The sequence below is a fragment of the Pseudomonas sp. PI1 genome (assembly GCF_000812405.1).
In the GTDB taxonomy this organism is placed as follows: Bacteria; Pseudomonadota; Gammaproteobacteria; order Pseudomonadales; family Pseudomonadaceae; genus Pseudomonas; species Pseudomonas citronellolis.
Genome location: NZ_JWMC01000102.1, coordinates 131,928 through 151,074, shown reverse-complemented (window position 1 = coordinate 151,074; position 19,147 = coordinate 131,928). Strand labels below are relative to the sequence as shown.

Here is a 19,147-nt window from a genome sequence, read left to right as displayed (position 1 = left end):
TTCAGCTGCGCCCCTTGCCACCCGCGGCATCGGCCTTGCCCTGGGCGCCACCGTTGCAGGTGATGGTGGTGCTCCAGCCGCTGGCATCCAGGCGCTGTTCCACCGAGTCGGTGAGGAACTCGCCGTCCAGGCCGTCCTTGAAGCCGCTAAGCCGCACGCTGCGCTCGGCGAACAGGTCGCTGCGCCCGGGCATCTGCAGGCGCACGAAGGCGCTGCCGCGGTTGAAGTCGGCCAGCCGCGCCCTGGCCGCCTGCTCGGCGGCGCCGCGGTCCGGGTAGGGATGGCGGTCGATGAACTCGGCGCCGACGTCCTCCGGCGCCTTCGGGTTTTCCAGCGCCACCTGGCGCATGGCGCCGCTGGCCGGGTCCTGGTAGCAGGTCTTCACCCGGCGGTAGACGGTACGGTCGTCGAGGCGCAGGTCGAAGGAGCCGACATCGCCCGGCATCAGCTCCAGCGGCGCGATGGCGCGCCCGGAAGCGCTCTCCCCGGCCTGGCGCGGCAGCACCAGCAACAGGCCGTCGGCCAGCTTGGCGGTGCAGTCGCGCTGGCGGGCCAGGCGGGTGATGAAATTGAAGTCCGATTCGTTCAACTGCTCCGCGCGGGCGACGTTCACCTGCACCGGGCAGCGCGCGCTCCAGTGGTTGCGCGCGGCCAGGTCGAAGACGATCCGCGCCAGGCTGGCGTTCTCCCAGGCGGCGCAGCGGGTGCTCTTGCCCTCGCCGTGCATGTCGCCGGCGCGGCCGCTCAGGGTCAGCCGGCGGGGCGGCCCGTCGAAGCGGAGCGCATCCACCCGGTAGCGGCCCATGGGCGCCAGCTCCTCCCCGGCGTAGCCGAGGAACAGGTCCAGCCAGGCGCCGCGCGCGGGTAGCGCAATGGCGCCGTCGCGGTCGTCGAGGACCAGCTCGAAGGTGTCGGACTCCAGGCCCGGCTTGTCGGTCAGGACCAGGCTGAGCAGACGGTCGCTGAGCAGGTGGGTGATGTCGCTGCCGTTGGCGAGCAGACGGAAGGTCGGGCGCACTTCGGGCCTCCGGAAAGGAAAGACCCCGCCGGAGCGGGGTCGGGGGTCAGTCCCACAGGCGAACCCGGGGATCGCTGGGGGGCGGCAGCTCGGGCAGGCGGATCAGCAGCCCGGCGCGCAACGGCTGGGGCTCGTCGGCCAGGCCGGGGTTGGCTTCGAGGACGGCTTCCACGCTGCCCAGCAAGTGCCCGTAGTGGTACTGGCAGAGGCTGTCCAGGCAGTCGCCGTCCGCGGTTCTACAGATCGTCGCCATAGCGGGTGAACTCCAGGGTGAAGGCCTGGCTGCGCGGCACGCCGTCGCTCAGCAGGCTGGATTGGTTCTCGCCGATGCGGGTGATGCACCAGTTGCCCAGCAGTTGGCCGGACCAGCTGCTCAGGCTCAGCGGCTCGCGGCGCGCGGCGATGTCGCGCAGCTTCTGCAACTGGCCGACGCCGGCGCCCAGCAGGGTGGCGATGGTGCCGCTGAGGCTCAGCGTCTCCGCGCCCTGCCCCGGCGACTGCAGGGCCGGGCGCCGGTCCAGACGCGCCTGGGGCACCCAGCTGTACTGGGTGTCGCGCACCAGCTTGTCGAAGGCCGCGGTGGACAGGTTGAAGTAGAAGGGCGTGGCGTTCGGCGCCAGCGGCCGCATCACCAGCAGGTGGGGCTGCGGCTTGACCGCTTCCGCCGCCGGCGTGGTCAGCGGCGCCAGCAGCTCGCTGGGGATGATGTTGGCCAGTTTCGGGCTGATCGCCCCGGCGATGCGGTTGATCGCCTGCCCGGCCCGCGCCGCCTGCCGGCCCAGCGCGTCGAGGCGCTCGTCCACCCGCTGCACGGCGCGCTCGGCCTTCGAATAGACGGCCACCACCTTGTCCAGCCGCGCATTGGCCTGGTCGATGCCGCGCATCACGCGCTGCAGTTGCGCCGACACGCCGGGCGGCAGGCTCAGCAGTTTCTCCAGTTGGCCGCTGGCGTCCTGCAGTTCGCCGATGGCCTGGTCCAGTGGGTCGATCGTGCCCTTCAGCTCGCGGCGGCCGGCCTCGATGGCCTGGCCAATGGACCGCAGGCCGGCCTGTAGTTGCTCCATGTAAGCCATGCTGGCTCCTCATTCGTCAGGTCGCCGTTCAGAGCCTCGGCAGGTCGAACAGGCTGTCGTTGCGCTGGCGGCTGTTGAATTCGTCGAGCAGCCGGCGCAGTTGCGGCAGCAGCTGCTCGGCCAGCAGGCGCGGCTCGAACAGGCCGCCGCCAACGTTCAGGGTGATCTGCGGGGAGAAGTGCCAGTTCTGCACCGGCGGTATCGCTGGCGCGGCGGGAGGCAGCTTCGCTTCGGGCGCACTGGCGGCCTCGGCCTTCGCCGCTGCACTCTCCTTGCCCAGCCAGGCGCCGAGCTTGCCGCCGCCCCAGCCGCCCAGCTTCTCGCCCAGCAGGCCGCCGAGCGCACCGCCGATGGCCGTGCCCACCACCGGGACTATCGAGCCCACGGCAGCGCCCAGCGCGGTTCCCACCAGGGCGCCGGCGGCACCGCCATAGCCTTCGCCCTTCTGCTGGGCAGAGCCGTCGCTGGCGTAGGTATCCACTGCACCCAGCACGGCCAGCCCGGCACTCAGCGGTACGGCACCGCGCAGCAGCAGGCGACCGCCGCGGGCCAGTTGCGCGCCGCCCTTGCCGGCCGCGTCGAGCACGGCGGGCACTCCACTCACCGTGTTGCCTGTGCGCAACGCAATCTCCGGCAGCTTCCCGGCTCTCGCGCCGAGCAGGCCGCCCCGCGCCAGGTTCACGGCGCCGCGCCCCGCATCGAACAGCGCCCGGCCCCCTTTGTAGGCACCGAACAGGCCCACCGCCGAGGCCACCACGCCGGGGTTCTCGTTGACCAGTTGCGTCGCGCGGCGGAAACCCTCGGAGCCCACCTCCAGCGCGGGGTCCACATAGGGCACGAGCGCATCGCCGACGGCTCCCAGCAGCGTCTCGCTGGATGCCCGCGCCGCACCGATGCGGGCCGAGGTCGTGTCATTGCGCTGGAGGAGAAGGCTGTCGACCACTCCACTGGCCTTCAGGGCCTGCGCTTGCAGGCGCCGCAACTCCTCCCCGCCGCCCGAGGCCGGCAGCAGGCCCTTGAGTCCTTTGCTCACCCTTTCGGCTGCCTCTTCGGGCGAACCGCTCCTGCGCATCTGCAGTTCCAGCATGGCCCCCAGGCGGACGACGGCCTCGCTGCCCCGCCCCTTTCGCGGGCGCGCCCTGGACAACAGTTCCGGCAGGTGGCGCGCCAGGTCCGCCGTCTCGAACTCGCCCTGCTGGCCGAGGAAGGCCAGGGAGTCCAGCGTCTTCGCCAGCTCGGCGGGAGTATCGAGCCCGGCCTTCACCTGCAGGCTGCGCAGCAGCGCCGCGGTGTCGGCGAGCCAGGCGCCCTGGCTGCGGGCGAATTTCGCCGCCAGCGGCAGGAGCGCCTGGGCATCCTGCTGCCGCATGCCACTGTCCATCAGCGCAGCAAGCAGGCTTGCACTGTCGTCCCGGCTCATCCCGCTGCCTTGCGCGCTTTCCTGTATCCGTTGCGACAGCTGCCGTTCCTGCGCGGTGCCGGCGATACCGCCACGGATCGCCAGGGCGCGGATGCGCTCCTGATAATCCGCGGCGATGCCGATGGGCACGCCCATGGCGCTGCCGAACCTGCCCAGCTCGCCGAAGCGGCGGCCGGCGCTCTCCAGCTGCTCCCAGCCCCGGGCCCTGAGTTCGCTGCCACGCACGCTGCGGCCCAGGCGCTCATACAGCTTCGACAGGTTGCCCACCTCCAGGCCTTGCCGCTTGAGCAGCGCCAGGTTGCCTTCCAGTGCCCGCAGGGTCGTGCCCGCCTGGGCGTCGCCGATGCGCTGCAGGCGCAGGTATTCCGCCTGCAGGTCGCGGGTTTCGCCGACCAGGCCCTGGAGGTCGAAGGCACGCTCGCTGCCGCGCCGGAGCGCTTCCACACGCGCCTTGGCGTCCGCCACGACCGCCCCGAAACTGGCGTCGAGCACCCCGCCGAGCACGATGCTGATCTTCTGTTTCTCGCTCATCGCTCATTCCATCCATCAAAGGCGGGAGCGGCGCATGCACGCCGCTCCCGCGCCCTCAGGCAGCGTCCTCGGCCAGCCACCAGAGCAGCTCGCCCTGGCTCATGCCGTCGAGGTCGGCGGCGCCGAAGCCCAGTTCGCGGGCCAGGCGCCGCGCCAGCTCACGCATCCGCGCCGGGCTCGTCGCCGTCTTCGCGCACCAGGCGAAAGTAGGCGTTCTGCAGCCGCTGGTAGTCGCTGAGCTTGAGCCCCTCCAGGTCCTGGGCGCTGACCTGGGCGAGGGAGGCGAACAGTTGCAGCTCGCGCTCCTCCGCATCGCCGCCGACACGGGTGGCCAGGCGAATGTCGCGCACCGTGGGGGCGCGCAGGGTCAGGCTGTCGACGCTGACGCCGTTGCATTGCGCCGGGCGCGACAGGCGCACGGTGGCGGCGTCGGCGCCCAGGCTGAGCCAGGCCGGTTGTGCTTGGGTCATGGCGCGCACCTCACAGGCCGAGGTGGCCGCGCAGGGCGGCCAGCTGGTCGACGCCGTTGACGCGGCGCACCGAGTTCAGCGGGTCGATCTCGAAGACCTCGCGGCCGTCGACCTCCAGCTTGTAGTAGCTGACCACCACGTTGAACTTGAACTCGGCCAGCTCGCCGACCTTCCAGTCGCCCGGGTCGACTTCCTGGAGCATGCCGCGCAGGGTCGCGATCACCGGCACGGCGTCGCCCTTCTGGCCCTTGAAGGAGCCGCGGAACACGCCGTTGAAGCCGCTCTGGTCGGCCAGGCCGAAGAAGTTCAGCGCCTCGCGCCGGGCGCCGTTGGTGGAGAACTTCGCCTCCATCTTCTCCAGGCCCATGTCCAGGGCGATGGGCGCATCCATGCCGCCGGCCTGGTAGTCCTGGGTCTTGATGCTCAGCTTGGGCAGGGTCAGCGACGGCACGTCACCGGCGAAGCTGACGCCGTCGACGAACAGGTTGGTGTTGCTCAGGGTTTGCGGAATCATGGGTGTTGCTCCTTAGGCGTCGAGGACTTCGGTGAGCCACTGGTCGGTGACTTCCACGCGGAAGTTGGGGTTTTCGGCGGGCGGCACGTCGGTGAAGCGGATATTCCAGTACACCTTGCCCTGGGCCAGCTGGCTGGCGGTGTTGAGTTCCGCGTCGGCGTAGACCTCGAAGTCGATCACCGCGCCCTGGTTCTTCAGGTCGCGCATGAAGGCGCGCAGGCCCTCGGTGACATCCTTGACGTAGGTCTTGGTGATGCCGCGGTCGACCGCCCACTTGTGCCCGGCGAGGATGGCGTCCATCACCATGTCGAGGGTGCGCACGCGGGTCACGAAGGCCCACTTCGGGTCGCTAGACAAGGTGCGGTTGCCCCACAGGCGGTAGCCGTCGTCGCGGATGATGGTGGTGACGTTGGCATTGTTCAGCAGGTTGGCGCGGCAGGTCGCGTCGCCGTCGAGGAACTCCACCGGGCGGGTGGTGCCGGTGATGCCGGTGAACACCTTGTTCGACGGCGAGGACCAGAAGCCGTACTCGGCGTCGGTCCAGGCGAACAGCCCGGCGGCGTAGGCCGAGGCCGGGGCGTCGGCGGTCGCGCTGGCCTCGGTGTCCCAGTACTGCACGCCGGGGTCGACCAGGTACACGCGCTTGCTGCCGAACTCGCCGGCATAGGCGATGGCCGCCTCGTCGGTGCTGTTCGGCCCGTCGACGATGGCGATGGCGCGCAGCTTGCCGGCCAGGGCGTCCATGGCGGTGGCCACGGCCTCGGTGGCGGAATGCTGCGGCGCCACCAGCAGGCGCGGCTGGGCATTGAAGCGCGACTTGCCGTCGAGCAGCGCCTGCAGGCCGGTGCGCTGGCCGGACTCGGTGACGCTGCCGATGATCGCCGAGGTCTGCTGCGCCGGGTCCTCGACCTCGGCCACACCGACCGCGACGACCACGGCGGAGGCCTGGGTGAAGATGGCGGTGCAGGCCTTGTAGATCGCCGAGCCGGTGCCGAAGGCGGCGGCCGCCTCGCGCAGGCTGGTCAGCAGCACCGGCACGTCCGGCTCGGCGCTGGCCGGAGCGCCCGGGGTGAAGGTATCCACCAGGCCGATGATCGAGGACGACGGCAGCGCGATGGTGCGCGCGCCGACGTCGACGTTGGTCACGGTAACGCCGTGAAAGAAGCTCATAGGGTTTTCTCCAGACATAAAAAAACCGCCGGTAGGCGGTTGCTTGGTTGGCCCGGGCCGCGGGTGCGGTGGGCTGGATTGCGGTAGGCGTTGGCTCAGGCGGGCCAGCCCTGGTCGAGCATGGATTCCTCGAAGGTGCCAGCTTCCAGATGGGCCAGGAGTTCGGCTTCGCGATCGAAACAGGCTTGGACGTGGGCACGAACAGAGCTGGCGATAGCCTTAATCTCCACAGCATCGATCTCGACGAAGCCGCTGGTGGTTTTCCACTGGCAACGGTAGTTGGCATCAAGCATGGCAGCCAACAGAGCACCATTCACCAGTGCTTGGCTGTCACGGGAGGTTGAGAAACCAATCCCCTTGATACTAATGCCAGAGGTTTCTGCCGAGAGCCGTCGGGATGCAATCAGGCTTCTCTGCACGTCCTTAGTGACCGGCGCCGGATCAAGTAGCTGCGGCCTTCCATCCTCGTCAGCGACGATCCGCCGTCCTTTCGCCTGCTCCTGGAGGAGTTCCTCATACTGTTCCAGGGAGATTTCCACGGCTCCCTCATAAATCTTGTCACCGTGCAATTCTGGGGTCAGAAAGCCAAAAGTTTCAGAAGAAAAATAGATTGTCATTTTCAGTATCCCCACACGAGAAGGCGCCCAGCCACACCGGAACTGATTACCGGTCCCGCCGTCCCACGGATGTCCCGAATTCGTGCCACCACCACCGACGTACTGCTGGCGTTCTGATCCACAGCCCAAACAGTTGCCCGTGTAGCTCCCCAACCACTGGGGTTGAATTCACAGGCCACACCACCGAGAAGTGCATTGGGAAACTGGATCGGTAACGTAAGCGACACGTTTCCATTGGCGTCGGAGCTACCGTAGACCCATTGGAAAATCAGGCCGCTTGGTAGCTTCTGATATCCGGAAGCAGATAGTGAAGATTGGAATAAAGCCGAGCTGCGCAAAGCCGTATCACCACCTAACACCTCCCACCCGGTCCCGTCTGGATAACTGCGCAGCACAATATAGGTGGCCCCTGTCGCAACGAGAGAAGCAATAGACATTGCTCGCAAGTCGGATAACGTCTGTCCAGAAGCGGGAACAACTGTCACTGTCGATCCATTACCGATGCGCAAATGAATCAGGGAGCCAGCGACAACATCCGAGGCCATTGGCAATGTAATCGTGACATTGCCACTGACCCCTATCAGCTTGCCTACATCCGCAACATTCAGCCTGGTACTAACCGAGTAACCACCCTGTCCGGCAAGGCTCCCAAGAGCACGTTGTACAAACGACGTCGTCGCTATTGAAATATCGTTGTCGAACTGCGCCGCCGTCGGCGCCGTCGGATTCCCGGTAAACACCGGCGAAGCCAGCGGCGCCAGCCCGGTAGTGATGTTCTGGAACACCAGCGCAGTGGTCCCCAGCACGATCGGGGCATTGGTGGTGAGCTGCCAGATACTGTCCGCCTGGGTGCTGCCCTCCTCCACCGCAACAGTCAGGTTCGGCGTCACCTCGGCGCTTGCGTCCGCATCCCCCGCACGCTTCCAGGCGCCGCTGGCCGCCAGGTAGATGCCGTTGTCCGGCGCGTTGGTCTGGTTCTTCACCAGCACCCGGTCGCCAGCAGCCAGCGCCACGCCATCCAGCGTCTGCAAGCCGCTCAGGGTGATATTCGCGGTGGTCGCCGCACGCACCGACTGCTTCTGGTCCAGCTTGTTCATCGCGCTGACGATGGCGCTATCCACGTACTCGCGGGTAGCCAGCACCACGCTCGGATCGATCTTCAGCTCCACCGAAGCGGTGTTGCTGACGATCAGCACCATGCGCACGGTCTGGGTGCGGCCGCTGCCTTCGGCCAGTTGCGGTTTGTAGGACGGCGCGCAGTTGGCGTAGGCGATCAGTGCGCCGGCCTCGTCGTACAGGCCCATCTCGCGGATCCACCAGCCGCCGACGTCCTCGGGGATGACCTGCTCGGCGATGATCTGCGCGGCGTTGGCCGGGTCGACGCTCAGTTGGTTCAGCGGCGCGCGGCGGACTTCGTTGACCAGCGCGGTGCGGCTGGCGTCCGGGGTCGGGACGCTGCCGCCGCCGTCGCCGACGGCCAGCTGGGTGATTTTCAGGGTGGTGCCCAGCGCGGTGGCATTCGCCAGCTTGCCGGCACCGATGGTGGTCAGGAGTGCGTAGTAGGTCACGGCCATGGGTAGACGCTCAGTTGGTCGATGGTGTGTTCCCGGCCGGGCAGGCCGTAGCCGCCGCGGGTCTCGATGACGTCCGGGAGATAGGGGTAGACGGTGGTGATGTCGCCGTCGTATTGGCCGGAGCCGACATAGATCGGCCCCTGGGTTTCCAGGCTGATGTCCAGCCCGATGAGGTGGCGGGTCAGCGGCTTCGCGTCGTCGATCAGGCGCTCCACCTCCTGGTACATGGCTTCGCTGATGCCGCTGTCGAGCACGCCGATGCGCAGGCGAAAGGTGCCCGGCTCGCCCGTAGGCGTGCCCTGCCACCACTCGATCACTTCGATCAGGTAGCCCAGCGGCTCGATCACCCGGCGCAGCGCGGCGATGGTGCCCTTGTGCTGGTGGATGCGGAACGCCGCGGCTATCGCCTTGCGCTTCACCGGCTCGGCCCAGTCCGGGTCCCAGCGGTCCACCGACCAGGCCCAGGCCAGGTAGGGCAATAGCGCCAACGGGCAGTGCTGCGGGTCCATCAGCTCACGCAGCGGGATCGGCAGATCGCTCACCTGCACGTCGGCCAGCGCCCGTTCCAGCGGCGTGGCGTTGCTGGGCAGCAGCCGGCTACTCATCGGAGCCTCCCACGCTGATGGCGTAGCCGGTGCAATAGGCGGCCCGGGTGGCGTCCAGCACCACGTCGGCGGCCGGTTGCGCCAGCTCCACGCGCTGTACGCCCTCCACGTGCAGCGCGGCGAACAGCGCCGAGCGGCGGATGTCGCGGCCGAGCCGACGCTGGGTGGCGATGTAGCCTTGCAACGAGGCTTCCGCCGCCTGGCGGATCAGCTCGGCCTCGGGCCCCGGGTAGATGTAGAGCACCGCCTCCACCCGGTAGTCGACGATGCTCGCCGACTGCACGGTGACGCGGTCGCCCACCGGCCGCACGTCCTCGTCGGACAGCGCCAGGCGCACCGCTTCGAGGATATCCTCGGTAGCACTGCCATCGCCTTCGCGGGACAGCACGCTGATCAGCGCCTCGCAGGGCGCGGGGCTGATCGCCGAGACATCGGCGATGCGCCCGTCGGCGCCCAGCGCGAAGGCCACGTAGGCATTGCGCGGCCCGGCCACCGAGAGTTGGTCGAACGCCAGCTGGGTGCGGTTGCGCAGCGAGTCGTCGCTCTCCAGCAGCGCCTCCAGCGGCGGCACCGCCGACGGATCGGCGGGCTGGATCACCAGGCGCGCCACGTTGTAGCCGGCGGCCAGTTGCTCGAGGTCGCTGCCCGTGGCGTAGGCGAGCATCACTGCCCGCGCGGCATCGTTGATGCGGGCGCGCAGCAGCAGCTCGCGATAGGCCGCCAGCTCCAGCAGCTTGACCACCGGATCGGACTCCAGCGCGGCGTCCCAGCCTTCCCCCATGGCCGCGCGGAAGGCTTCCAGCAGCTCCTGGTAGAGGCTCTCGAAGTCCAGGCTCTCCACCACGTCCGGCGGTGGCAGCTGCGACAGATCGATGATGCTCATGCCTGCACCTCCAGCTGGAAACCGTCACCCTGGTAGAACCCGCTCAACAGCAGGCTGACGCGGCCATCGAGCACCGCGCTGACCTTCACCGATTGCAGGCGGATGCGCGGCTCCCAGCGCCCGAGGGAACGGGCAACCTCGGCCTGCACCGCGCTTTTCCAGCCTTCGCTGAGCGGCAGGTCGACCATGCGCCGCAGCTGGCTGCCGTATTCCGGGCGCATGCGCCGGCTGCCCAGGGGCGTGCCGAGGATGTCCTCGATGGATTGTTTCAGGTGCGCCAGGCCGCCCAGGGGCCGGCCGTTGCGCCTGTCCATGCCGATCATGGCCGCGCCCTCCCCTGTGGCGGGCGGTTGTGCTTGCCCATGCTGTTCTCCAGAAACGAAGAGGCCCGCGCATGGCGGGCCTGTGGATGAAAGTGACGGTTCAGTGGGTGTGGTGGTTGCTGTTGCCGGTGGTGTCCATGATCGAGCCGCTGCTGGTGACGTTGCCCTGCACCGCCAGGTTGCCCTGGATGGCCACCTCGCCCTGCAGGCTGATCTGCCCGGCCTTGACGCTGACCGCGGCATCGCTGACCAGTACCTGCGCCCCACCCACCTTCACCGTGACGCTGCCGCTGGGCAGCTCGATGCTGTAGCTGTGCGCCGCCCAGTCGTAGCTCAGGCTGCCGCCGTCGGCGAAGCGCCAGGTCTCGACGTGGTCGCGGCTGTCCGCCGGGGCGCCGGCATCGCCATACAGGCCGGGCACGAAGGTGCCCATCGCCAGCACCCCGGACGGGCTGAGCAATACGCCCTGCTCGCCGATGCCCGGTGCCCGCCAGTGCCGCGCCGGGCCTGCGCCCTGGGCGTGCCAGCGCACCCAGGCACTGGTCCAGTCGCCATTGCGCACCCGCACCTTGGCGGCGGCCAGGTCCACGGCCACCACCACGCAGGGCACGATCAGCGAGGCGAGCATGCGGTCGTGCTCGGCGCTCACGTAGGTCGGGTTCATGCCAGGTCCTCCGGGGCGAAGTAGTCGGCCTCGTGGCCGGGGCCGGTCTGCGGCTCGATGCCCAGCAGCAGCGAGCCCGGCGGCTGGTCCTCCCAGGGCCATTCCGGCGTGCCCAGCAGCAGCGGCTGGTCCCACTCCAGCAGCCAGACGCGGTAGGCCTCGCTGGCCTCAGGCCGGGCCTGGACGAAGCCGGCCGGCTCCAGCGGCAGGTCCCAGGTCTGCGCACGCAGCAGGACGGCGATCAGCGAAGCCAGCTGCAGCGCCAGCACTTCCGCATCGGCGTCGTCGCGCTGCAGCAGCAGGCGTGCCTGCAGCCGGCACAGCAGCGCCGTCTCGCCGGTGCCGGGGTCGCGGCCCGGCGCCAGCGCGGCGTATTCCAGCAGCAGGGCGGGTGGCTGCGGGGTGGCCGTTCCCAGTGGGCCGCGAAGTATCTGCACGGCCTCCGGCAGTACCGCGCGCAGCCGCTGTTCGACGGCGGCCAGCAGGCTTTCGAGGGTCAACTCCTGGTCAGGCATGGCGCCTCCCTGTTTCCGATGGATTCGTTCAGCGACGCTCGTGGTCGCTCTCGCTCAATTGGCAGACACCCAGGCGGCGGGCCGCCCAGCGTTCGTAGAGGCCGACGGCGATCTCGGCGCCGGCCGCCGCGGTCAGGCTGCCGACGGCGGCGCTGAGCAGCAGCGAGGCGCCGCAGGCCAGGGCCAGGAACATCACCGCCACGCCGCAGACGATCGAGGCGCCGGAGCGCAACGCCAGGCGCCGCAGCAGCCCCCAGCCGCCCAGGCCGGCCTTGTCGGCCCGCCACATCTCGCCGCTGATGCCGCCCACGGCGGCCAGCAGGATCGATACCCACAGCGGCATCTCGGGTTCATTGCCCATGGGTTCACCTTGAAGACAAACGCCCGCGCCGGCGGGCGGAACCGGCGGCTATCAGCCAGCCGGGGATTACGGCCGCAGGCCGCGGAAGCGGGCGGCGGAAACGAAAAAGCCCGGCGCTGGGGCCGGGCTCGACGAGGTTTTCAGCGGTGCTCCCTGGGGACGCACCTTTGCAAGATTGATGACTTTGTACCCCCCGATTCCCGGCCGGACAAGGCATTTCCGCCCTGGCACCGCAATAGGTGGGCAATGCACCGGCAACGCACCGGCGATGCACTGCGATTCAGCCCAGGGACTTGCTCAGCAGCACCGTGGTGAAGCCGCTGTGCCATTCCTCGTCGGGGTAGAAGTCGATTTCCGCGTAGCCGTGCCTGGCGTAGAAGGCGCGGCTCTGAGTGTTGAAGGTGTCGGTCTCCAGGCGCGCCAACGCGTGGCCGGCCGCGGCCATCCGCCGTTCGGCGAAGCGCAGCAGGGCGCTGCCGGCACCGGCGCGTTGGGCGCGAGGCGAGACGTGCAGGGCATCGATGAAGTCGTCGCGCCAGTCGACCAGGCCGACGACCTCGCCGCCCAGGCAGGCCAGGTGGAAATGCCCGAGGCGCGCCTGGACGTAGGCGCGGGTGCGCCCTGCCGCTTCGAAGCGCGCCCGCGCCTCGGCGGTCAGTTGGGGTTTCCAGGTGGTTTCGTAGGTTTCGCCGAGTATCCGCAGGATCGCCTCGGCATCGGCCGGGTTCGCGGGGCGCAGGGTGAGGGAGGTGCTGTCCATGGCCGCGAGCATAGCGCAGCGGCGCATGGGTGGAGCAAGCCCGGCGCGGGGGCCGGGCTTGGCGGGGTCAGGCCACGCGGCGCAGCAGGCGGGCCTGGATGCTCTGGTGCGCCACATGCAGGCGCAGGTAGAAGGTGTTGCGGCTGCAGCGGCAGTGGCGGTACTTCTGCTCGGGTTCGCTGTCGCGGTTCAGGTAGTGTTCGCTGACCACCTGCTTCTGCTGCTCGGGCAGGCCGTTGACGATCAGGTCCAGCTCGGCGACGCGGTCGAGCAGTACCCGGCTGCCGCGGGTGCCGCGGATCATCTCGCCCTTGTTGGCGATCATCAGCGCCAGCAGGTTGCCGCCGGCATAGCCGCCACCGGCCACGCCCGGGCTGTGCATTTCCTCGGCCCAGAGCCTGAGCATTTCATCGATCGGCTTGATCACGTTTGCCTCCCGCGCCTTCAGCGGCGCCGTTCCAGTTCGTCCAGGGCCTGGCAGTCCAGGCAGCGGTTGCAGCCGGGCACCGCCAGGCGGCGGGCCTCGGGGATGGGCTCGCCGCAGAGCTGGCAGTCGACGGCGGCTGGCTCCGGCTCGCTGCCGCGCCGTGCCGCCAGCAGGGCGTCGAGGCGTTCCAGGGCCAGGTCGTTGGCGTAGTCGGCGAGATCAGCCATGGGCGACCTCCCCGTGGTGTTGCGCTGGTACGTTCATGCTTTTCTCCGGGCGACGACCCGCCCTGCGCGTGCCGTCCCGCGGCCGCGTTGCCAGGTCATTCGCGTGCTGTTTGTCGATGCGTGGCGCCCAGGTGGACGCCACTCGCCGCGCGGAAGCGCTGCGCTCCTCGCCCGCTTCCGCCGTCAGCCTGCCCCGTGACGCACGGGCCGCAGGCAACCCACGGCCTCCCTGCCGCGGAAGACGGAAGCGCCGGCACCCTCGTGTCGGATCGCGTCCGCCGCCGGCTCGGAAACAACCTTCAGAAGGCCGGCGAAGGAAAAACTACAACCAAAGCTATTTAACGTCAACACCTAAGCTATTTACACTTCCCCGGAACGGGCGGTAGAGTGCCGCCATGAACAGCACAGCCCGCCCCTCCACGCTCGCCGAGCGCCTCAAGCAGGCCATGGCCGCGCGCAACCTCAAGCAGGAGAGCCTCGCCGAAGCGGCCGGGGTCTCGCAGAACACCATCCACAAGCTGACTGCCGGCAAGGCCCAGAGCACCCGCAAGCTGATCGAGATCGCCGCGGCCCTGGGCGTCTCGCCGGTCTGGCTGGGCACCGGCGAAGGCTCGCCGCAGGCCGCCACGCCACCGGCCGACGGCAGCCCGCTGCGCCTGGAGCCGCTGCACCCCTGGGACAGCAGCACGCCGCTGGACGAAGACGAGGTGGAACTGCCCTTGTACAAGGAAGTGGAAATGTCCGCCGGCGCCGGGCGTACCGCGGTGCGCCAGATCGAAGGGCGCAAGCTGCGCTTCTCCTACGCCACCCTGCGCGCCGCCGGGGTCGACCCGGACGCGGCCATCTGCGCCCAGCTCACCGGCAACAGCATGGAGCCGCTGATCATGGACGGTTCCACCATCGGCATCGATACGGCGACGACGCACATCACCGACGGCGAGATCTACGCCCTGGAGCACGAGGGCATGCTGCGGGTGAAGTTCCTCTACCGCCTGCCGGGCGGCGGTATCCGCCTGCGCAGCTTCAACCGCGACGAGTACGGCGACGAGGAATACGACGCCCAGGCCATCCAGGCCAGCCAGCTGAGCATCATCGGCTGGGTGTTCTGGTGGTCGACGGTGCGCCACCGCCGAGCGCCCACGCTGGTTCGCTGAGCCCTCCCCAACCCCGCCGCGGCGGGGTTTCTTCTGCGCGAAGGAAAGCCGGGCGAACGGCGATTGCCAGAAAAAACAACAAAAGCTATATTTCCTCCATCGAACGACAACCGCAAGCAGGAGGAAGCCATGCTGCCGTCGAACTCCGACACCCAACCGGCGCCACGCCAGGAAACCGTGGCGCTGGTCTACCAGATCTTCGGCGACGTGCTGGTGCCCCTGGAGCAGGTGCGCGAGCGCTGGTTCCGCAACCTCAACCGGGAGAACTTCGGCAAGGCCCTGGCCTGCGGGCGCATCGCCCTGCCGGTGACCACCCTGGACGACAGCCACAAGGCCATGCAGTACGTGGCGGTGGATCACCTGGCGGCCTACGTCGAGCAGCGCGCCAGCCTGGCCGACGCCGCCCTGGCCCGGCGCCGGGCGGGGCAGCAGGCGTGATGGGGTGAGCGAACATGCCGCGCTCGCATCGTAGGAGCAACAGTCTTGCGCCGAGGTGCCCTCCGTAGGATGGGTTGAGCTTGCAATACCCATGCTGTCGTGGTGATGGGTATCGCTTCGCTCAACGCCATCCTACGAAAAGCCGTGCTTCCTGAGCGGATTTATCCGCGATTGCCCGGCACGGGCTCAACCATCGCGGACAAGGTCCGCTCCTACGGGAAAACCGCGGGCACCAACGAAAACGCCGTGTCCCCTCCCGGGGAAACGGCGTTCTGCGTTACGGCAGCAGCGCTCAGTCTTCGAGGCGCGCGGTGTGTTCGGCCAGGGCCACCGCGCGGAACATGGCGCGGCGCTTGTTGATGGTTTCTTCCCACTCCAGCGCCGGCACCGAGTCGGCGACGATGCCGCCGCCGGCCTGCACGTGCAGTTCGCCGTTCTTGATCACCGCGGTGCGGATGGCGATGGCGGTGTCCATGTTGCCGTTCCACGCCAGGTAGCCCACCGCGCCGCCGTAGACGCCGCGCTTGACCGGTTCCAGCTCGTCGATGATTTCCATGGCGCGGATCTTCGGCGCGCCGGACAGGGTGCCGGCCGGCAGGATCGCGCGCAGGGCGTCCATGGCGCTGAGCTCGGGCTTGAGCTGGCCGTTGACGTTGGAAACGATGTGCATGACGTTGGAGTAGCGCTCGATGACCATCTGCTCGGTGACCTTCACCGAGCCGGTCTGCGACACGCGGCCGACGTCGTTGCGGCCCAGGTCGATGAGCATCAGGTGCTCGGCGATTTCCTTGGCGTCGGACAGCAGGTCCTGCTCCAGGGCGCGGTCGGCTTCCTCGGTGACGCCGCGCGGGCGGGTGCCGGCGATCGGACGCACCGTGACCTCGCCGTCCTCCACGCGCACCAGCACCTCCGGCGAGCTGCCCACCACGTGGAAGTCGCCGAAGTTGAAGAAGTACATGTAGGGCGTCGGGTTGAAGCAGCGCAGCGCGCGGTACAGGTCGATGGGCGCGGCCTTGAAATCGATGGACATGCGCTGCGACGGCACCACCTGCATGCAGTCGCCGGCCAGGATGTATTCCTTGACGGTGTCCACCGCGCGCTCGTAGTCCTCGCGGGTGAAGCTGGCGCGGAACTGAGGCTCGGGCGCGTTGACGGCGGCGAAATCCAGGCCCCGGCGCGGGGTGATCGGCTGGCGCAGGCGCTGCAGCAGTTCTTCCAGGCGCGCCTGGCCCTTGTCGTAGGCATCCGCCTCGGCCGGGTCGGCGAGGACGATGGCGTGCAGCTTGCCGGCCAGGTTGTCGAAGACGACCACGGCGTCGGAGACCATCAGCAGGATGTCCGGGTTGCCCAGCGGGTCCGGGTTCGGGCACTGCGCCAGGCGCGGCTCGACGTAGCGCACGCAGTCGTAGCCGAAGTAACCGACCAGGCCGCCGTTGAAGCGCGGCAGGCCCGGCAGGGTCGGCACGCGGTAGCGCTCCTTGAACTGCTCGACGAAGGCCAGCGGGTCCTCGCAGTCGAAGCGCTCGCTTTCCACGCCGTCGACGCTGATGCTCACGCTGTGGCCGTAGACGCGCAGCACGGTGCGGCACGGCAGGCCGATGATGGAGTAGCGGCCCCACTTCTCGCCGCCCTGCACCGATTCCAGCAGGTAGCTGTTGGCGCCGTCGGCGAGCTTCAGGTAGATCGACAGCGGGGTGTCGAAGTCGGCGAGGGTTTCGCAGGTCAGGGGGATGCGGTTGTAGCCTTCGGCGGCCAGCCGCTGGAATGCGTCGCGGTTCATGAGCGGTCTCGTGCGAGGAGGTGGAACGGGCAGTGGCAAACGGGCGCCGGGAGGTCCGGCCGGAGGAATGTCAGGCGCGCCAGCGCCAGCGGGCCAGGGCCTTGATGACTTTCATCCAGAGTTTGCGGGGAGCCGTGTCCAGCACGTTGGAGTCTCGATGGGCGGGGTTGGAACCGTCGTCCGGCAACACTATCGCTTTGCCCGGGTCGAAGCAAGGCAGCAGTTGGCGCAGGTCGTCCAGCACCAGGCTCGGCTGCTCCTCGGCGATCGGCCGGCCGTGGTTGTAGCCGTAGGTCAGGCCGACGCTGCGCACCCCGGCGGCCTTGGCGGCCAGCACGTCGTTGCGCGAGTCGCCGACGAACAGCGCCTCGCCGGGCGCAACGCCCGCGGCTTTCATCACGAACAGCAGCGCGGCCGGGTCGGGCTTCTGCTGTGGCAGGGTGTCGCCGCCGACGATCCAGCGGAAGAACTTGCCCAGGCCCATCTCGTCCAGCAGCGGGGCGACGAAGCGCTCGGGCTTGTTGGTGATCAGCGCCAGCTCCACGCCCTGTTTCTTCAGCCATTTCAGGGTGTCCACCACGCCGGGGTAGACCTCGGTGAGCGCGTGGCTGTCGGCGTAGGCGTCCATGAACAGCGCCAGGGCGCGCTCGGTGTCCTCCTCGCTGACGCCTTCATGCTCGATGCCGCCGGCCAGGGCGCGGCGCACCAGCACCCGGGCGCCGTTGCCGACCCAGTGGCGCACCTGCTCCAGCCCGGCGGGCGCGCGGCCCATGCCGAGCAGGGCCTTGTCCACCGCGGCGGCCAGGTCCGGCACCGAGTCCACCAGGGTGCCGTCCAGGTCGAACATCACCAGGCGCGGCAGGCGCCCGGCGAACAGCGCTTGGGCAGCGCTCATCACTTGCCGGCCTGCGCCAGTTCGGCGCGCATGGCGCGGATGACCTCGGCGTAGTCGGGGGCGTTGAAGATGGCCGAGCCGGCGACGAAGGTGTCGGCGCCCGCCGCGGCGATCTCGCGAATGTTCTTCACGTTCACCCCGCCGTCGATCTCCAGGCGGATGTCGCGGCCGGAGGCGTCGATCAGCGCGCGGGCCTCGCGCAGCTTGTCGAGGGTGCCGGGGATGAACTTCTGCCCGCCGAAGCCGGGGTTCACGCTCATCAGGAGGACCATGTCGATCTTGTCCATCACGTACTTGAGCGCGTCCAGCGAGGTGGCCGGGTTGAACACCAGGCCGGCCTTGCAGCCGCCATCCTTGATCAGTTGCAGGGAGCGGTCGATGTGCTGGCTGGCTTCGGGGTGGAAGGTGATGTAGGTGGCGCCGGCCTCGATGAAGTCGCCGATGATGCGGTCCACCGGGGAGACCATCAGGTGCACGTCGATGGGCGCGGTGACGCCGTACTTGCGCAGCGCCGAGCAGACCATCGGGCCGATGGTCAGGTTCGGCACGTAGTGGTTGTCCATCACGTCGAAGTGGACGATGTCGGCGCCGGCGGCGAGCACCTTGTCCACGTCCTCGCCCAGGCGGGCGAAGTCGGCGGAGAGAATCGACGGGGCGATGGCGTAGGGTTGCATGGCGCACCTCTGTGGGCGGAATCACGGATGGCGCGCATTGTAGCCGCTCGGAGCGAGCGAGGGGGATCGAGGCGATGGTTGTAGGAGCAACTGTCTTGCAAGCTGCGCCTAGGCGCTTTTCGTAGGATGGGTTGAGCTTGCGAAACCCATGCGGTAGTGGTGATGGGTATCGCTTCGCTCAACGCCATCCTACGAAAAATCGTCCCCGCGGCGCAGGAGCGGCGGATCAGGCGCTGGGGGCGGTACGCATCTTCTCGCTGCGGCCGCGCAGCCATTCCAGGGTCAGCAGCAGCAGGACCGAGAAGCCGATCAGCAGGGTCGCCGCGGCGGCGATGGTCGGGCTGAGGTTCTCGCGGATGCCGCTGAACATCTGCCGTGGCAGGGTGGCCTGCTCGGGGCCGGCGAGGAACAGCGTCACCACCACTTCGTCGAACGAGGTGGCGAAGGCGAACAGCGCGCCGGAGATCACCCCGGGGGCGATCAGCGGCAGGGTCACCTTGAAGAACGTCAGCAGCGGCGGCGCGCCCAGGCTTGCGGCAGCGCGCACCAGGTTCTGGTTGAAGCCCTGCAGGGTCGCCGACACCGTGATGATGACGAAGGGCACGCCCAGCACCGCGTGCACGATGATCAGCGAAATGTAGCTGTTGCCCAGGCCCAGCGGGGCGAAGAACAGGTAGGCGGCCACACCGATGATCACCACCGGGACCACCATCGGCGAGATCACCAGGCTCATCACCAGGGCCTTGCCGCGGAACTCGCCGCGGGTCAGGCCGATCGACGCCAGGGTGCCGAAGACCATCGCCAGGAAGGTGGCCGCCGGGGCCACGATCATGCTGTTGGTCAGCGAGCGCATCCATTCGGCGCTGTGGAAGAAGTCGGCGTACCAGCGCAGCGAGAAGCCCTGCAGCGGGTAGACCAGGAAGGTGCCGGAGTTGAACGACAGCGGCACTATCACCAGCACCGGCAGCACCAGGAACAGCAGCACCAGGCCGCAGAGGATGCGCAGGGTGTAGAACCACAGGCGCTCGACCGGGGACATGTAGGGACTCAGCAT

The 19,147-nt window shown here is 68.7% G+C and carries 24 protein-coding genes; 2 read left to right on the top strand and 22 right to left on the bottom strand.

Annotation, left to right across the window (positions count from 1 at the left end; translation table 11 throughout):
- Position 1 precedes the first annotated feature (1 nt).
- From RN02_RS30940 to RN02_RS30855, 18 genes are all read right to left on the bottom strand, one after another.
- On the bottom strand, positions 2-1,018 hold the full coding sequence (locus tag RN02_RS30940) for a phage late control D family protein (RefSeq protein ID WP_043319274.1): 1,017 nt from the start codon (positions 1,016-1,018) through the stop codon (positions 2-4).
- A 46-nt stretch (positions 1,019-1,064) separates the two neighbouring features.
- Positions 1,065-1,271: a tail protein X gene (locus tag RN02_RS30935; RefSeq protein ID WP_009615647.1), complete on the bottom strand. Its 207-nt coding sequence runs from the start codon at positions 1,269-1,271 to the stop codon at positions 1,065-1,067.
- Complete coding sequence (locus tag RN02_RS30930; RefSeq protein ID WP_043319272.1) at positions 1,255-2,091, bottom strand: phage tail protein; 837 nt, start codon at positions 2,089-2,091, stop codon at positions 1,255-1,257. Before RN02_RS30930 ends, RN02_RS30935 begins: the two co-directional genes overlap by 17 nt.
- Positions 2,092-2,119: 28 nt before the next feature.
- Entirely contained in the window at positions 2,120-4,042 is a 1,923-nt protein-coding gene (locus tag RN02_RS30925) for a phage tail tape measure protein (RefSeq protein WP_043319269.1), read from the bottom strand.
- A gap of 158 nt (positions 4,043-4,200) precedes the next feature.
- Positions 4,201-4,512, bottom strand: coding sequence for a phage tail assembly protein (locus tag RN02_RS30920; RefSeq protein WP_009615639.1), 312 nt, complete (start codon positions 4,510-4,512; stop codon positions 4,201-4,203).
- Between the two features lie 10 nt (positions 4,513-4,522).
- On the bottom strand, positions 4,523-5,026 hold the full coding sequence (locus RN02_RS30915; protein WP_043269248.1) for a phage major tail tube protein: 504 nt from the start codon (positions 5,024-5,026) through the stop codon (positions 4,523-4,525).
- A gap of 12 nt (positions 5,027-5,038) precedes the next feature.
- Positions 5,039-6,196 carry a phage tail sheath subtilisin-like domain-containing protein gene (locus RN02_RS30910; protein ID WP_043319267.1) on the bottom strand — a complete coding sequence of 386 codons (1,158 nt, stop codon included), beginning with the start codon at positions 6,194-6,196 and terminating at the stop codon, positions 5,039-5,041.
- A gap of 95 nt (positions 6,197-6,291) precedes the next feature.
- The gene (locus tag RN02_RS30905; protein WP_043319265.1) at positions 6,292-6,813 is read right to left on the bottom strand and encodes a DUF4376 domain-containing protein; all 522 of its coding nucleotides are present in this window, start codon (positions 6,811-6,813) and stop codon (positions 6,292-6,294) included.
- Between the two features lie 2 nt (positions 6,814-6,815).
- Entirely contained in the window at positions 6,816-8,387 is a 1,572-nt protein-coding gene (locus RN02_RS30900; RefSeq protein WP_043319263.1) for a phage tail protein, read from the bottom strand.
- Positions 8,378-8,992, bottom strand: a complete 615-nt coding sequence (locus RN02_RS30895; RefSeq protein ID WP_043319261.1) for a phage tail protein I — start codon at positions 8,990-8,992, stop codon at positions 8,378-8,380. The genes RN02_RS30900 and RN02_RS30895 overlap by 10 nt, the downstream gene beginning before the upstream one ends.
- Positions 8,985-9,875 carry a baseplate assembly protein gene (locus RN02_RS30890; protein WP_043319259.1) on the bottom strand — a complete coding sequence of 297 codons (891 nt, stop codon included), beginning with the start codon at positions 9,873-9,875 and terminating at the stop codon, positions 8,985-8,987. Before RN02_RS30890 ends, RN02_RS30895 begins: the two co-directional genes overlap by 8 nt.
- A complete protein-coding gene (locus tag RN02_RS30885) occupies positions 9,872-10,198 on the bottom strand; it encodes a GPW/gp25 family protein (protein ID WP_043319256.1) in 327 nt (108 codons plus the stop codon). Before RN02_RS30885 ends, RN02_RS30890 begins: the two co-directional genes overlap by 4 nt.
- A gap of 100 nt (positions 10,199-10,298) precedes the next feature.
- Positions 10,299-10,862 (bottom strand): phage baseplate assembly protein V, encoded by a 564-nt coding sequence (locus tag RN02_RS30880; protein ID WP_009615615.1) that lies wholly within the window; start codon positions 10,860-10,862, stop codon positions 10,299-10,301.
- Positions 10,859-11,377, bottom strand: coding sequence for a hypothetical protein (locus RN02_RS30875; protein ID WP_043319255.1), 519 nt, complete (start codon positions 11,375-11,377; stop codon positions 10,859-10,861). The genes RN02_RS30880 and RN02_RS30875 overlap by 4 nt, the downstream gene beginning before the upstream one ends.
- Positions 11,378-11,405: 28 nt before the next feature.
- A complete protein-coding gene (locus RN02_RS30870; RefSeq protein ID WP_043319253.1) occupies positions 11,406-11,738 on the bottom strand; it encodes a phage holin family protein in 333 nt (110 codons plus the stop codon).
- Positions 11,739-12,018: 280 nt separating this feature from the next.
- Positions 12,019-12,525: a GNAT family N-acetyltransferase gene (locus tag RN02_RS30865; protein WP_236695239.1), complete on the bottom strand. Its 507-nt coding sequence runs from the start codon at positions 12,523-12,525 to the stop codon at positions 12,019-12,021.
- 40 nt (positions 12,526-12,565) lie between these two features.
- The gene (locus tag RN02_RS30860; RefSeq protein ID WP_009615611.1) at positions 12,566-12,925 is read right to left on the bottom strand and encodes a PA0613 family protein; all 360 of its coding nucleotides are present in this window, start codon (positions 12,923-12,925) and stop codon (positions 12,566-12,568) included.
- A gap of 17 nt (positions 12,926-12,942) precedes the next feature.
- Positions 12,943-13,152 carry a TraR/DksA C4-type zinc finger protein gene (locus RN02_RS30855; protein ID WP_043319251.1) on the bottom strand — a complete coding sequence of 70 codons (210 nt, stop codon included), beginning with the start codon at positions 13,150-13,152 and terminating at the stop codon, positions 12,943-12,945.
- 395 nt (positions 13,153-13,547) lie between these two features.
- On the opposite strand from RN02_RS30855, the gene RN02_RS30850 reads away from it, so the two are divergent.
- Both RN02_RS30850 and RN02_RS30845 read left to right on the top strand, forming a co-directional pair.
- Entirely contained in the window at positions 13,548-14,306 is a 759-nt protein-coding gene (locus RN02_RS30850; RefSeq protein WP_043269263.1) for an XRE family transcriptional regulator, read from the top strand.
- Positions 14,307-14,435: 129 nt separating this feature from the next.
- A complete protein-coding gene (locus RN02_RS30845; RefSeq protein WP_043319249.1) occupies positions 14,436-14,744 on the top strand; it encodes a pyocin activator PrtN family protein in 309 nt (102 codons plus the stop codon).
- A gap of 292 nt (positions 14,745-15,036) precedes the next feature.
- On the opposite strand, the gene trpE is transcribed toward RN02_RS30845, so the two are convergent.
- The 4 genes from trpE to RN02_RS30825 form a co-directional block, all read right to left on the bottom strand.
- Positions 15,037-16,524, bottom strand: coding sequence for an anthranilate synthase component I (gene trpE, locus RN02_RS30840; RefSeq protein ID WP_043319247.1), 1,488 nt, complete (start codon positions 16,522-16,524; stop codon positions 15,037-15,039).
- 70 nt (positions 16,525-16,594) lie between these two features.
- Positions 16,595-17,419 carry a phosphoglycolate phosphatase gene (locus RN02_RS30835; protein ID WP_009615605.1) on the bottom strand — a complete coding sequence of 275 codons (825 nt, stop codon included), beginning with the start codon at positions 17,417-17,419 and terminating at the stop codon, positions 16,595-16,597.
- Positions 17,419-18,093 carry a ribulose-phosphate 3-epimerase gene (rpe, locus tag RN02_RS30830; protein WP_043269271.1) on the bottom strand — a complete coding sequence of 225 codons (675 nt, stop codon included), beginning with the start codon at positions 18,091-18,093 and terminating at the stop codon, positions 17,419-17,421. The genes RN02_RS30835 and rpe overlap by 1 nt, the downstream gene beginning before the upstream one ends.
- A gap of 226 nt (positions 18,094-18,319) precedes the next feature.
- A complete protein-coding gene (locus RN02_RS30825) occupies positions 18,320-19,147 on the bottom strand; it encodes an ABC transporter permease (protein WP_043319245.1) in 828 nt (275 codons plus the stop codon).